Origin of the sequence: Actinophytocola sp. (genome assembly GCF_050699915.1) — a bacterium.
GTDB lineage: Bacteria > Actinomycetota > Actinomycetes > Mycobacteriales > Pseudonocardiaceae > Actinophytocola.
Window position 1 is genome coordinate 25,498 of the sequence record NZ_JBOHGA010000038.1, and the last position, 12,614, is coordinate 38,111.

Consider the following 12,614-nt stretch of genomic DNA (forward strand, 5'->3'; position numbering starts at 1 on the left):
AATAGATATTGATCATCATTCATGAGGGGCGGTAGCTGTGACCTGGAGGGCGGTGTGTTTATTGTGCGGGCACGCGTCGCCGCCGGCCTGAGCCAGCGCGCGCTCGCGGACGCGACGGGTATCTCGCAGCCCCTGTTGCGGATCATCTCCGGCGATCGGATCGTGAAGATGCCGGACGTGGTGGCGATCTCCCGGCAACCGGGCACACCGTCGCCCAGCTCACCGGCACTGGAACGGTGGCCGACCGAAGCGGCCGGGCACCTGCGGCCAGACGTTTCCTTTTGGCCCGGACGGATGCTCCGTCCAGGACCGCTCGGGACCAGTCGATCAAGCCCTGACTGACCAACGCGTCCAGCACCGCGCGGTGCAACCGCCGCCACAATCCGGCTTGGTCCATTCGGTGAACCGGCGGTGCACCGTGGGCACGGTGACACCGAACGACGGTGGCAACAACCACCACGGACACCCGCTGGTCAGCACATACACCACCGCCGTGAACACCGCCCGATCCGCCATCGGCGACCGGCCACCACCCTGCGGACGCGGCGAGAACGCCGACATCAACGGCTCGACCAGCACCCACAACTCATCCGGCACCAACCGCCGAGACAACGCATCAACCACAACCGATGATCATGCACCATCAAATTCACAAGATCCGTACGAGACACACTCTTAGTCGAGGCAGTCCCTGTGGTTAGTCGGATAATCGACCGTGCAGATCAGCGCGTCCCGGTGCGCACACATCTCAGTAGGTGTTTCCAGCCTACTTGTGCCGTGTCGAAATATGTCGTCTCGAAACATGATCAGTTGACCTGGCTGCAATTCCTGTTCCAGGACGATCTCGTCGCGGTATTTGTGCAGCAACTGCGTCCTACCACCTTTTGCCGTCTTCGCGACAACATATACAATCACATATTCCTCATCGTCGTGGTGTGGTTTCGTCACCACATCAGTGAACGTCCGGAACATGTTGATCCCAAACGTGCCCGTTGAATTGCGACGCTCTTCTGGGACCAGGTTCAACAAGGTCGTTACAAGTGCCACAAACTTCTCGTCCTTGAGCACTTTGGTCTGGTCGAACTGCCTTACCCGCGTGGGGTTGTCCCGGTCCGGCAGATCCACCGTGTCGTGCTCAGTCAGGTCGATGTCGTCGCCGAAACGTTGGTAGCGCACCACATCTCGCGCCCGCAGCCGGTCGATCGGCATGTCCCCATCATAGCGGCGCAAATGCTGACTAGTGAAGAAGTTGTCCGCGAGGTGCGCCCCGAACGGCACGCCGAGCTCGAAGTCGGTGGCGATGAGGTACCCGAGGCGGTCGAGTTGCTCCCGATATTCGGCGATCACGTCGTGATCGGCCGGCAGGCCATACGTCACACGAACTCCATCAGAGGAAGGTTCCAAGAGGCAAGAATGGTCAGGCAAACGTACCTTCGAGCACCGATCGGATCATCGATCTGGATTCGTCAGTCGACAACGAGAAATCGATCAGATTGTCGTGGTGACGGCGATACGCGTGAACTTGATCGGCCGTTTCTAGATGTCGGAAACCGGCGTGCGTCTCGATGTGAACGACGTCCCGATCGAGGTCGTCCGGGAATTCAAAATACGCGTACATGCAGGTGCTGGTGAATTGTGGCTGCGCGGTGAATGGCAGCACTCGAAACTCGATGTTGGCCCGGGTCGACCGGTCGAGCAGGTGAGCCAACTGGGCTCGCATCGTCTCGCGCGTGCCGACCCACTGATGCACGGCACACTCGTGCGAGACGGCGATCAACCGGAGGGAGTCATCACCTTCGAGGGCTTCCTTGCGCTGCATGCGGAGCCGGACAAGTCGTTCGATTTGTTCGGCCGGGCGCCACGGTTCCATAGCGCGGTACTGGGCGCGGGCATAGTCCTCGGTCTGGAGCAGGACTGGCAGGACCGGGATCGTGTAGACGCGGGCGACCGAGGCCTCAGTCTCGTAGGCAATGTAGCCGTCGAGACCGCGATCCATCGCGCTGGCGTAGTCGGCCCACCACCCTTGCTTGCGCGCGCTGCTGACCCACCGAGTGAGGCGGGCGGCGAGCGCACTGTCCTCGACGCGGTAGAGCCTGATTAGGTCTCGGACATCGCGCTGTTGCGGGCTGCCCTGGCCGTTCTCCAGCCGTGACAGCTTGGAAGTCGAGATCAGCAGTTCCTCGGCAACGTTCTCGAGAGTGCGGCCGGACACCTGTCGCAGCCGTCTTAGCTCTGCACCGAGACGTCGCCTCGGCATCACCGGCCCCGTGGAGGAGGTCATCTTGACACCTTCGGTCGGCGTTGCCAGGCGGGAAGGCATGATGGGATTCCCAGCACGCGCGAAGAGTACACCTCTACGCTGGAAGATCAAATGAGGCGTCACTGGCCCGAACAGGGTAATGAGACTGCGCCAGTCGCCCTAGCGCATGGGAACCGTTACATGGGACTCCCATTTCGGGATTGCGCTACGGGTTCCTATCAGGGACGCTGGAGTACGGGTCACCCTAGCGCGACTGTGCTCGCGTTGATGGTAGTGACCCGGCCGTAAGCCTCCGTTCCCGGCAGGCTTACTCCTCGGGGTAACGGGTGGTGGGGCCACCCGGGACCAGAGTTGCCCCGGGTCGTCGAACGGTCACGCAGTCCAGGCAAAGCTGAGCGATCTGCCGCGGAGAGCGTTTCGGGTTCGTCTGCTGGCCCGCGAACCTGGGATTGGCGTCCTCCGTGTGGCCCTTCTTCGACGCACACCCGACGGTGTTCGTCATCTGCTTCGCTCTCTCTCTGGTCGCGGCTCTCGGCGTGCTCGGCTTGGTCGTGGGCGTACTCAAGCTGCTCATCAGGCATGCCAAGTGGTTCCGGCTCGGCCTCACCGGCCTAGAAGCCAGCCGCGATGGAGCGCCGATCGAAATCCCGCCTGGGCGGCTCGAGCGTCTTTGGGCGGCCATGTGGCGCCGCAAGGGCGGGCGCTGACGTACAGGTGAAGCTTGACGAGAAGCCAACACCGGCCGCCGCACAGAAGCAGATATGACCGACCGCAAACCCGGATCGGCCTGCTGGCCCAGGTAGAAGTAACCCCGTTACTTGCCAGAAGGGCGTCAGTGTCCTGCCTGCTTGGCCCACAGCCAGCTACGGGTGAACCAGCGGTACGCGGAAGGGTGAGCCCATGCCCAGTGCCTACTCCGGTGAGCCGGGTGAGCTCATAAGGTGCCGGGAGGCGTCAGCTATCCGGTAACACTGCTCGAACTCCCGACGATCTCGACAGTGCCGGGTGGGACCGTGGGTGACCCGAACCATTTCCACTAGCGTAAACACCTTCGATGGCGGAGCACTATCCGCAGCGTGACAGGCTGTCCGGCGCGGGCCCGCGCTGTATTCGCCGTTCCGCTCCGTAACGCAGCCGTCACCGTTCGGATGAAGGACCAACATGAACGCCGCAGCCATATTGCAGCGTGCCCACGAACACGACACGATCGAGCGCGCGCCCATTTGAGTGGCACTGCCGGCGGAGGCCAATATGTCCGAGACGTCACCGTACGAGCGGAGCCTTCTCGAGGCTCTGAAGACCGGCCTTCCCGAGCGCTATGGCATGACCAATTGTACCCAGCTTGGGCGAGGCGCCTTTGGTCTTGTGTATGAGGCTTTCGATAGAGAAGCCAACGAGTACGTAGCCGTCAAAGTGTTAAATACGCCGGGCCGAACAGGCTTTCATGCAAGCATCCATGAAGAAGCGAAACGGCTTCACAGCTTAGTGCATATCCATATTATCGGCGTGCGTTGGAATGGAGTTGTCAGGAACTTCTACATTGATGAGCGCGGACAACCCGTTGCCGAGAACGTCCCCTATTTTATTATGGAGAAGGCCGACAGCAGCGTTCAGGATGAGATCGACAATGAAAGAATACGAGCCCACCTGGCCGCGAGCTATCTCGAGCAAGCCATGCAGGGGAGTTGCCTTTGCGCACCGTGACGGCAGAGAACCGGGCAACAGGATTGTGCATCGCGACCTCAAACCAGGCAACCTACTCCTAATAAATGGCGCCATCAAAGTCGCAGACTTCGGGGTTGCCGACGCCAGTCGTTCACAAAATTTTCGACGGCACTACAAACTTGCAAGTACCGGCTGGCACTCCCGCCTACATGGCTCCGGAGCAGTTTGAAGGAATGGTTACTCGCGCTGGAGATATCTACTCCATGGCGTAGTTGGCTACTATATGCTGGACGGCAGACTCCCGCTCTCTGCAAAACAGTGATATTAAGAAGTGGATCAGCGCGCATCGAGAACACACAGTCCTACCAATGGAAACGTGCGGCAAAACTGTCTCGGATGCTCGGCTGATTGACGAACTTCAGACAGCGTTTATGACCGCGCTCGCAAAACGCCCAGCGGACCGCTTCGGTACGATGACTGAGTTTCGTGAAGCCGTCCTCGCTGCCGTCGCACGTGCCATCAATTTGGATCGACGAGATCCAACGCACATTTTTCTTTATCCGCGTGGTCGTTCACAGTCCGAAGTTTCCCCATTCACCAAATTGTACACACCATACCATCCTGGTCAGTCCGTCCCAGGAAATCCGGGCCGGCCACCTACCTCGTCGCCTGTCACACCCAGACCAACGCGCCCACCACACTCTCATTCATGGCGGCCACCACTTCCCACACAGGGAGATGGTTCCGCCGAGACGTCATCGCATCCAGTTTTTCGTAGACAAAGTAGCAAAAGTGAGCGGCAGCTAACTAGACGTACCTTTTCGGGACTTCTGGAGCAGCCGCGTTGGCTGGAGCACTATGGGGAGTTGACCGCATAATTGAAGCACAAGAACCACCGCCGCCAATTAACGCCGCTACGCCTGAGCAAGCCGCAGTCGACAAGATTGCCAAAGAAGTCTTGGGGCTCTTGGCAGATCTCGATGGCAAGCGCCCTGGACCCATCATGCGCGAGCTAATTCAACTCAACCCTGATTGGGCGCTCGAAAAGGCTCACGACTTAGGTTTAAGCTACGATGGCCGGGAAGAATTTAACCGCCGACTCTTCGTCGATAACCCCGAGGTGGCGATGCAAGAGTGCCTTCGCCTTTGGACGGAAGAGCACTCTGATTGGAACGCCGTACAGTTGATGGCCGCAATTGCTGCCGGATACACGCCCATGAATCCGCCGGGCACAAGAGATGCTGAAATTATCCGGCTACAAAAGCATAGCCGACTTGGAGACCGTCAGCAAAATATGCAGTTCTTCTTGATGCTGCAGTATTGCCGTGAGCAAGGGGCAGACTATGACAACTGGAGCAGCATGCTCTCCGCATCGATGTACCCAGATGATCCTTTTAATGTTGACAAGATGAACGGCTCACCAGAAGAACGACACGCAGGCGATGTGATCTCATCAGATGATGTGATGGCAACACTTTTCAGTAAAGACGACCTGTCAGCTGCCGAGACGCTGGCCGCGGTGGCCGCGGCAAAGCGCCCTGCGCTCTCGACGACCACATTGAGCAAACTAGTCAGGCTAGCACTGCAGGAGTCGGCGGAAATGTACAAATACTTTGTTACGTCTCTTAGTGACGCGATGGCACCATACGCTGCCAGTGCCGTTGCTAGTCAATTAGAGGCAATTGATGACCAAGCAAGTCAAGATCCAATCACAACCGAAACGACCAATCGCATGGCCGTTAGTATCGCCCCATTCAATCCGAAAGCTGTCGCCCGGTACGTCACTGCAAATCTTGGTTGTTCCGAAACCCATCTTGCAGTATTGGCGTTGGGCCACTCGATGCCGAATGTCGTTCGTGAGCTTAGAGCAGAAACCGCTCTCGAAAATCGAGATCTGGCTGGACGTGACGCTAAATCCGACCGACGCGAAGATGGTCGAGAATGCTCTTGATACGCTAGAAGGCGATGAGGAGATGCTCCGAACCCACGGCGCTACGATAGGTAGCGCTCTCGTCGCTGGACGTCGGTTTGTGAACAATCAATAGTCATCTCCACACGTAACATCCCAGTCCGCAGGTCGCTACAACCGTTGCATCGACGCCGTCGCCACGACGCTCCCAGTTAGCTTGACGGCTCCGGCTCAATGCAACCCTGCGCATGCATCGACATTGAGCAGATCAATCGTCACTGCCCTCCCCAGTTCGCTGCGGTAACACGGGCGCACCGTCCGTACGGGTCAAGGTTAGTTCATATTGCCGTCGCGGGTGCTATCGGTGACCTCGCTGTTCTGCGTTCACTCATCCAAGGCCTGAGCAAACGGAGACAGCCGACGTCACGGTGCGTTGATTGAGGATCTGCTCGCAGAACTCGGTGAGCTTGTCCTCGACCTTTCGCCACGCTTTCAGGTCGTGGCCACGTAGCGAGCACATGATGCTGGCGAAGGCGCGGACGTGTCCGGCCAGGGCGGTCAGGTGGGGCTGGCGGTTGTCGACATCGGCCCTGCGCGCTCAGGACGGCGCCGCTGCGACTGGCCTACCTCGACCTGACCAACACCGTCACCCCGCTCCGCCCCCAACCAGGTGACACAAGGCCGCGGTTTGCGCCGCTGATCGGGCCTTGCTCGCCGCGCTGCTGCTCCGCCTACATGAGCCCGCCGGAGAGCAATGACGTCGCAACAGTCGCTCTGCATGTCTGTAGTTGCTATCTCATGCCCAAGGCGATCCCCTACATACTAACCGTCGCCTTATATTCCCTGTTCAGGCATGGTGGGGCCGAAGGGAGTCGAACCCTCACTGGCTGGAACCTAAATCCAGTGCCTCTGCCGTTGGGCTACGGCCCCTAGCGCCCGAGGCGCCACCACTAGCCTATCCACCCCTGATCAGCCGGGAGCCACGACATCGGCGCCGTAGTTCGTTAGCATCCAACGAACGCCTAGTCGGGGGTGAGTGGGATGCGGGTCGGGGTTCTGGCCGGAGTCGTGGCGCTCGCTGCGGCCATCGTCGTCGTGCCGGTCGCGGTGGGAGAGCAGGCAGGAGAGCAGGCGGCACCACAGGCCATCTACCCAGGTGGGGCCACCTATCCGCGGGTCATACACACCGCTGACGGGCGCGTCATGGCCTCCGTCGGCAGCATGGACGGCGACGACAGCATCGGGGTCATCCTCGAGAGCACCGACGACGGCGCCACCTTCCAGCATGTCGGCACCATCCGGGACCCGGAGGGCGCTCAGCTGCGCGGGATGTGTTGCGGGACCCTGTTCGAGCTTCCGACGAGCATCGGGGACATGCCCGCCGGGACGCTGCTGTGGGCCACGACCGCCGGGTACAACCTGCCGGCCGCCGAGCGGCACACCAAACAACGCCTCTGGGAGAGCCGCGACCACGGCCGCACCTGGACCTTCAAGTCCGACATCGCCACGAATCCCACGCGGTTCAACGCCTGGGAGCCCGAGCTGTCCGTCTCCAAGGACGGACACCTCGTCGCACACTGGGCCGACGAGACCGACAAGCCCAACCACGACCAGAAGATCGTCCAGGCCCGCTCGACCGACGGGGTCACCTGGACCGACCGCCAAGACACCGTCAAGAACACCGACTTCTACGTCCGGCCGGGCATGCCTGGCGTCCGTCAGCTGAAAGACGGCACCTACTTCATGGTCTACGAGGTCTGCAACCTCGACGAACCCCTCTGCAGCACCTACTACCGCACCTCGCCGGACGGCTGGGACTACGGCGACCCCTTCAACCTCGGCACCGGCATCCGGACCGCGGACGGCAAGTACCCGCGGCACACTCCGACGATCAGCGTCGGGCCGAGCGGGCAGATCGTCTTCGTCGCGGAGATGCTCGTCAACGCGGACGGCAGCCACGCGCCGGGCAACGGGACCACCCTCCTCGTCAACGACGACAACGGCGCCGGCCCCTGGCGCGAGATCCCGGCACCGGTCCCCGTCCCGAACCCGAACAACGAGGGCTGCCGCAACTTCAGCCCAGCCCTCCTCGCCGAGGCGGACACCGTCCTGCAGCTCGCCTCCGACAACCACGAGGGATTCTGCAAGGTCTACTACGCCCGAGGCCCGATCCCGCCGGTCGGCTGATCACGTGTCACCATTGACGGCGTGCGCGTACGCCGTCTCCTCGACTCACTCGTCGACCGGTTCGAGGCCGGCGGTATCTACGTCCCGGGCGAGGACAACAAGGCGATCTCCCCGTGGCGTGACTATGGCTGGCTCATCGCCCTGTGGCTGATCACCGTGGCGGTGTTCGTGCTGTTCTTCGCCATGGCGGCCTGAGAGCCCGTCGACATCAAGTCGCAACAATGATCACGTTCGGTGTCCTTGTGGTCACAGCTCGGCCACGGCACGACACCAGCTCCGCTTCAACGGCCCTGCGGTTCGAGCCGCACCGGAATAGTGCGTTCAGACGTACACAACCTCCCCATCGGAAGGGGCCCTCGTGCCGATCGCCAGACTCGCGGTCGCGGCCTGTGCGCTGCTGGTCCTGGCCGGATGCGGGGTCGGCCACACGTCGGAAGCCGAGCAGGCCGCGATGACCGCCCCTGCCGCGGCCCCCGCCTCAGCGAGCCCGACCGCGGCGGCCGAGCGCTCGGAGTACCCGGCCCCCGAGGGCGTGCGCACCTCGATCGGGGAGGGCGTCGTACTCACCACCTCGACGCCGAAGTCCTTCACCCCCACCGACACCGCCTACCCGCGGGTCAGCCGCGCGGTGGCCATCGACATGGACCTCGACAACGGCGGCACCATCGCCTTCCGGCCCTCGCAGCTTGGCTTCACCGCGCTCGTGGACGGCGCGCCGGCCGAGCAGGTGATCGACTCGACCCAGGGTTACAACGGGGTCTCGGGGACCACCGACGAGGTCGCGCCCAACCAGACCCTGCGCTTCACGGTAGCGTTCGCCGTGCCGGAGCAGACCTGCTCGCTCCAGGTCTCGGTGCGCACTGATCCACCCGGCATCGCGACCGTCGAACTCTTCGACGGCACTGTCTGACGGGCAGGCTAACGTCGGCATCATGAGTGACCAGAAACGACTTTCCGAGGGCGACCCCGCCCCCGACTTCCGTCTCCCGGACAGCACCGGCACCGAGGTCTCGCTGGCCGACTTCCGCGGCCGGCACGTCGTCGTCTACTTCTACCCGGCGGCCAGCACGCCCGGCTGCACCACGCAGGCCTGCGACTTCCGCGACAACCTGGCCGAGCTCAACGACGCCGGCTTCACCGTGCTCGGCGTCTCCCCCGACAAGCCGGCCAAGCTCGCCAAGTTCGTCGCCGACGAGGGGCTCACCTTCCCGCTGCTGGCCGACGAGAGCCGCGAGGTGCTGACCGAGTGGGGCGCCTACGGCGAGAAGCAGAACTACGGCCGGACGATCACCGGCGTGATCCGTTCGACGTTCGTCGTCGACCCGGAAGGCCGGATCGCGAAGGCGATGTACAACGTGCGAGCGACCGGACACGTGGCGAAGCTGCGCAGGGACCTGGGCGTCTGAAAATAACGAAAAGGACCCGAACAATTCGGGGAGACAACGTAAAGAGGACTTGAACCGTACGCCACAGGCGTGCGAGAAGTTGCCGTTTCACCTGGTCAACTTCTTGAATCGCGGCCGCGTATTGACGGCATGCGAAACAATCCGCTCCGTGGAATTCGCCGGCTCGTCGTCGTCGCGCCGCTGGGGTTGATCGCCGCCTGTGGCGGTCAGCCGACGCTGGATCTGGGCAGCGCGCCCGATCCGTCCGTCGCCGTGGCGTCACCGGAGACCAGCGCGCCACCCCAGCCGATGCCGAAGAACCCGGAACGGTCCGATGCGCCGCAGCCGGAGCCGCGCCAGGAGCCGGCACCGCCGGCGCTGGAGGGCGAGCTACTCGCCGAGGCGGCCGGCGGCGTGGAGCCCGGCACGACCCTCGGCGCGGTCGTCTACGACCGGCAGACCGGCACGTCCCCGCTCGAGTACAACGCCGACCGGCCGTTCCGCTCCGCCTCGCTGGTCAAGCTGCTGATCGCGATCGAGACCCTCGAGAGCGGCGCCGGCGGCGAGGACCGCGACCGGATCTACCGCATGCTCTCGATGTCCGACGACGACCTCGCGAGCATGCTCTGGGTCCGCGAAGGCGGCTCCGACCTCGTCACCAGGACCAGCGCCGAGCTCGGCCTCACCGGCGTGCGGCCGCCGGAGGTGCCCGGTCAGTGGGGCGAGGTGGTGGTGACGCCGCGAGACGTGGCGGCGATCTACCGGTACGTCCTGACGATGCCGCCCGCGGACCGCAAGCTGATCGTCAACGCGCTGGGACAGGCGCCGCGGCACGCCGCCGACGGGTTCGACCAGTACTTCGGCATCCCGGACGGCCTCGACGCGACGTGGGCGGTCAAGCAGGGCTGGGGCAACAACAGCGAGGCGATGGTCCTGCACAGCACCGGCCTCGTCGGGCCCGACTTCCGGTACGTGGTGGTGCTGCTCAGCGAGCACCCGCTCGACTCGGGCTGGTCCACTTCGGCCCAGTCGGTAACCGCCGCCGCGGCGGCGGTACACGGCAACCTGCCAGGCGTCTAGGCGGACAGTGCGTGCAGGTGCGGCAGCAGCTGGGCCAGCGCGCGGCCGCGGTGGGAGATCGCGTCCTTCTCCGACGACGTCAGCTCCGCGGAGGTGCGCGTCTCCCCTGCCGGCACGAAGATCGGGTCGTAGCCGAAACCGTTGGTGCCCCTGGGTTTGCGCACGAGCGTGCCCGGCCACTCGCCGCGCACGACGACCTCCACGCCGGAGGGGTGCACCAGGGCCGCCGCGCACACGAACGCCGCGGTCAGCCGCTCGTCGGGCACGTCGGCCACCTGCTCCAGGACCAGCGCGAGGTTCGCCGCGTCGGACTTGGTGCCGCCGGCCCAGCGCGCGGACAGCACGCCGGGCATGCCGTTGAGCGCATCGATCGCGATGCCCGAGTCGTCGGCGACCGTGGGCAGTCCGGTGGCGGCGACCGCGTCGCGGGCCTTCGCCAGTGCGTTCTCCTCGAACGTCGCGCCGGTCTCCGGCGCCTCGGGGAACGGCGGCACGTCCGAGAGGCCGACGACCTCCAGGCCCGCGCCGTCGAGGATCCGACGCAGCTCCTCGAGCTTCGAGGAGTTGCGGCTCGCCACCAGCAACCGGGTCACGAGCGGGCCGGTTTGCCCTCGGGGAGCGTGCCAGGGTAGGGCTCGGCCAGCACCGCGGACTGCTTGGCGTTGATCTCCGCGCAGCCGGCCAGCGCCAGGTCCAGCATCTTGTCCAAAGTAGACCGGGTGAACGTGGCGCCCTCGCCGGTGCCCTGCACCTCGATGATCGTGCCGGCGTCGGTGGCGACCACGTTCATGTCCACCTCGGCGCGAGCATCCTCCTCGTAGGGCAGGTCCAGCCGGACCCGACCGTCGACGACACCGACGCTGATCGCGGACACCGCGCACGACAGCGGCTGCGGGTCGGCGAGCCGGCCGGCCGCGCCGAGCCAGGTCACCGCGTCCGCCAGCGCCACGTAGCCGCCGGTGATCGCGGTGGTGCGGGTACCACCGTCGGCCTGGATGACGTCGCAGTCGATCACGATCGTGTTCTCACCGAGTGCGGCGAGGTCGATGCAGGCGCGCAGCGACCGGCCGATGAGCCGGCTGATCTCGTGCGTGCGCCCGCCGATCCGGCCCTTCACCGACTCGCGGTCGCCTCGGGTGTTGGTCGCGGACGGCAGCATCGAGTACTCCGCGGTGACCCAGCCGAGACCGGAACCCTTGCGCCAGCGCGGAACCCCCTCGGTCACGCTCGCCGCGCACAGCACCCTGGTCAACCCGAACTCGACCAGCACCGAGCCGGCCGGCCATTGCTGGTACCCGCGGGTAAGGCTGATGTTCCTGAGCTGGTCGTCATTTCTGCCATCGCTACGTGCCACCGGGCAACCCTACGACTGTGGCGGAGGTCTCCGGGCGGCCACCCGCGAGAGCACGAAACCGGATTGACCGACGCGCTTTCGAAGAGGAGAGTTCATCATGTGATGAAATGGTGGAGGGGGCCATGTCAGGGAAGGTCACGCGGCGTAGAACACTGACGCTGCTACGTGTTGCCGCCGTACTCGCGGTGCTCGGGGTCGCCGTGTGGACGTTGCGCGACAAGCTGCCGAGCACGGCCGACGTCACCGCCGCGCTCCGCGACGCCGACCCGGGCTGGCTCGCCGCCGCCGTCGCCGCCGAGCTCGTCTCCCTGGCCATGTTCGCCCGCCAGCAGCGCCGCCTGCTCATCGCGTTCGACGTCCTCATGCCGCGCCACCGCGCACTCGCGCTCGCCTACAGTCGCTCGGCCATCGCGATCAGCCTGCCTGCCGGCTCGGCGCTCTCCGCCGCGTTCGCGTTCAAACAGTTCCGCGCGGACGGTGCGGGCCGGCGAACCGCGGCGACCGTGATGGTCCTCAGCGGACTCCTCTCGTTCGCCGCGCTGGTCCTGCTCTACGTCACCGGCGCGCTCGCGACCGTCGCGGTGCGGCTGGGCGAAGCCTGGCAGCAGCACCCCGCACTGACCCAGGTCTCCGCGGTCGTCACGCTCGGCCTGCTGATCTTCGTCGGCCTGCTCGCCTGGCAGTCCAGCTGGCAGCTCTACCCGGCCCACCCGCGCCCGCGGTCCGGCCGGATCGCCCGGATCGCACCGCGCCGGCCGCGCCTGGCCGCCGCGC

Annotated in this window: 14 protein-coding genes, 1 tRNA gene and 2 pseudogenes; 11 read left to right on the forward strand and 6 right to left on the reverse strand. The window is 64.3% G+C overall.

The features are described 5' to 3' along the window. Window positions 1-21 precede the first annotated feature (21 nt). Window positions 22-342 (forward strand): helix-turn-helix domain-containing protein, encoded by a 321-nt coding sequence (locus tag ACRDSK_RS10120; RefSeq protein ID WP_431439762.1) that lies wholly within the window; start codon window positions 22-24, stop codon window positions 340-342. On the opposite strand, the pseudogene ACRDSK_RS10125 reads toward ACRDSK_RS10120, so the two are convergent. The 3 genes and pseudogenes from ACRDSK_RS10125 to ACRDSK_RS10135 all read right to left on the reverse strand — a co-directional run. After that, window positions 248-624, reverse strand: a pseudogene (locus ACRDSK_RS10125) (transposase); the annotation flags it as partial. The gene ACRDSK_RS10120 and the pseudogene ACRDSK_RS10125 overlap by 95 nt on opposite strands. A 51-nt stretch (window positions 625-675) precedes the next feature. After that, the gene (locus ACRDSK_RS10130; protein WP_431439764.1) at window positions 676-1,377 is read right to left on the reverse strand and encodes a 2OG-Fe dioxygenase family protein; all 702 of its coding nucleotides are present in this window, start codon (window positions 1,375-1,377) and stop codon (window positions 676-678) included. Window positions 1,378-1,417: 40 nt separating this feature from the next. Continuing rightward, window positions 1,418-2,281, reverse strand: coding sequence for a helix-turn-helix domain-containing protein (locus ACRDSK_RS10135; RefSeq protein WP_431439766.1), 864 nt, complete (start codon window positions 2,279-2,281; stop codon window positions 1,418-1,420). 440 nt (window positions 2,282-2,721) lie between these two features. On the opposite strand from ACRDSK_RS10135, the gene ACRDSK_RS10140 reads away from it, so the two are divergent. From ACRDSK_RS10140 to ACRDSK_RS10155, 4 genes are all read left to right on the forward strand, one after another. After that, window positions 2,722-2,967, forward strand: a complete 246-nt coding sequence (locus ACRDSK_RS10140; protein ID WP_431439767.1) for a hypothetical protein — start codon at window positions 2,722-2,724, stop codon at window positions 2,965-2,967. A gap of 544 nt (window positions 2,968-3,511) precedes the next feature. Beyond that, a complete protein-coding gene (locus ACRDSK_RS10145) occupies window positions 3,512-3,964 on the forward strand; it encodes a protein kinase domain-containing protein (protein WP_431439769.1) in 453 nt (150 codons plus the stop codon). After that, window positions 3,888-4,154 (forward strand): protein kinase domain-containing protein, encoded by a 267-nt coding sequence (locus tag ACRDSK_RS10150; protein WP_431439770.1) that lies wholly within the window; start codon window positions 3,888-3,890, stop codon window positions 4,152-4,154. The genes ACRDSK_RS10145 and ACRDSK_RS10150 overlap by 77 nt, the downstream gene beginning before the upstream one ends. 615 nt (window positions 4,155-4,769) lie before the next feature. Further along, a complete protein-coding gene (locus ACRDSK_RS10155) occupies window positions 4,770-5,876 on the forward strand; it encodes a hypothetical protein (protein ID WP_431439772.1) in 1,107 nt (368 codons plus the stop codon). 812 nt (window positions 5,877-6,688) lie between these two features. Here ACRDSK_RS10155 and ACRDSK_RS10160 read toward each other — a convergent pair. Then, window positions 6,689-6,764: transfer RNA gene (locus ACRDSK_RS10160), tRNA-Leu, on the reverse strand. 111 nt (window positions 6,765-6,875) lie between these two features. On the opposite strand from ACRDSK_RS10160, the gene ACRDSK_RS10165 reads away from it, so the two are divergent. The 5 genes from ACRDSK_RS10165 (at window position 6,876) to ACRDSK_RS10185 (ending at window position 10,486) form a co-directional block, all read left to right on the forward strand. After that, window positions 6,876-8,021 carry a sialidase family protein gene (locus ACRDSK_RS10165; protein ID WP_431439773.1) on the forward strand — a complete coding sequence of 382 codons (1,146 nt, stop codon included), beginning with the start codon at window positions 6,876-6,878 and terminating at the stop codon, window positions 8,019-8,021. Window positions 8,022-8,042: 21 nt separating this feature from the next. After that, window positions 8,043-8,216 carry a hypothetical protein gene (locus tag ACRDSK_RS10170; RefSeq protein ID WP_431439775.1) on the forward strand — a complete coding sequence of 58 codons (174 nt, stop codon included), beginning with the start codon at window positions 8,043-8,045 and terminating at the stop codon, window positions 8,214-8,216. A gap of 163 nt (window positions 8,217-8,379) precedes the next feature. Next, window positions 8,380-8,931, forward strand: coding sequence for a hypothetical protein (locus ACRDSK_RS10175; RefSeq protein ID WP_431439777.1), 552 nt, complete (start codon window positions 8,380-8,382; stop codon window positions 8,929-8,931). 22 nt (window positions 8,932-8,953) lie between these two features. Next, window positions 8,954-9,427, forward strand: a complete 474-nt coding sequence (gene bcp, locus ACRDSK_RS10180) for a thioredoxin-dependent thiol peroxidase (RefSeq protein ID WP_431439779.1) — start codon at window positions 8,954-8,956, stop codon at window positions 9,425-9,427. A gap of 129 nt (window positions 9,428-9,556) precedes the next feature. Beyond that, on the forward strand, window positions 9,557-10,486 hold the full coding sequence (locus ACRDSK_RS10185; RefSeq protein WP_431439780.1) for a hypothetical protein: 930 nt from the start codon (window positions 9,557-9,559) through the stop codon (window positions 10,484-10,486). Here ACRDSK_RS10185 and rdgB read toward each other — a convergent pair. Together rdgB and rph are read right to left on the reverse strand one after the other, a co-directional pair. Then, window positions 10,483-11,079 carry an RdgB/HAM1 family non-canonical purine NTP pyrophosphatase gene (gene rdgB, locus ACRDSK_RS10190; protein WP_431439782.1) on the reverse strand — a complete coding sequence of 199 codons (597 nt, stop codon included), beginning with the start codon at window positions 11,077-11,079 and terminating at the stop codon, window positions 10,483-10,485. The two genes, ACRDSK_RS10185 and rdgB, sit on opposite strands and share 4 nt — an antisense overlap. Next, window positions 11,076-11,840: a ribonuclease PH gene (gene rph, locus ACRDSK_RS10195; RefSeq protein ID WP_431439784.1), complete on the reverse strand. Its 765-nt coding sequence runs from the start codon at window positions 11,838-11,840 to the stop codon at window positions 11,076-11,078. Before rph ends, rdgB begins: the two co-directional genes overlap by 4 nt. A 122-nt stretch (window positions 11,841-11,962) precedes the next feature. Here rph and ACRDSK_RS10200 point away from each other — a divergent pair. Continuing rightward, a pseudogene (locus ACRDSK_RS10200) lies at window positions 11,963-12,614 on the forward strand (UPF0104 family protein); the annotation flags it as partial.

What these genes read in the sequence shown, in the direction of transcription:
- ACRDSK_RS10120 (WP_431439762.1), top strand. Translation starts at nt 22, where the DNA reads ATGAGGGGCGGTAGCTGTGACCTGGAGGGCGGTGTGTTTATTGTGCGG.
- ACRDSK_RS10135 (WP_431439766.1), bottom strand. Translation starts at nt 2,281, where the DNA reads ATGACCTCCTCCACGGGGCCGGTGATGCCGAGGCGACGTCTCGGTGCA.
- ACRDSK_RS10145 (WP_431439769.1), top strand. Translation starts at nt 3,512, where the DNA reads ATGTCCGAGACGTCACCGTACGAGCGGAGCCTTCTCGAGGCTCTGAAG.
- ACRDSK_RS10150 (WP_431439770.1), top strand. Translation starts at nt 3,888, where the DNA reads ATGAAAGAATACGAGCCCACCTGGCCGCGAGCTATCTCGAGCAAGCCA.
- ACRDSK_RS10165 (WP_431439773.1), top strand. Translation starts at nt 6,876, where the DNA reads ATGCGGGTCGGGGTTCTGGCCGGAGTCGTGGCGCTCGCTGCGGCCATC.
- bcp (WP_431439779.1), top strand. Translation starts at nt 8,954, where the DNA reads ATGAGTGACCAGAAACGACTTTCCGAGGGCGACCCCGCCCCCGACTTC.
- ACRDSK_RS10185 (WP_431439780.1), top strand. Translation starts at nt 9,557, where the DNA reads ATGCGAAACAATCCGCTCCGTGGAATTCGCCGGCTCGTCGTCGTCGCG.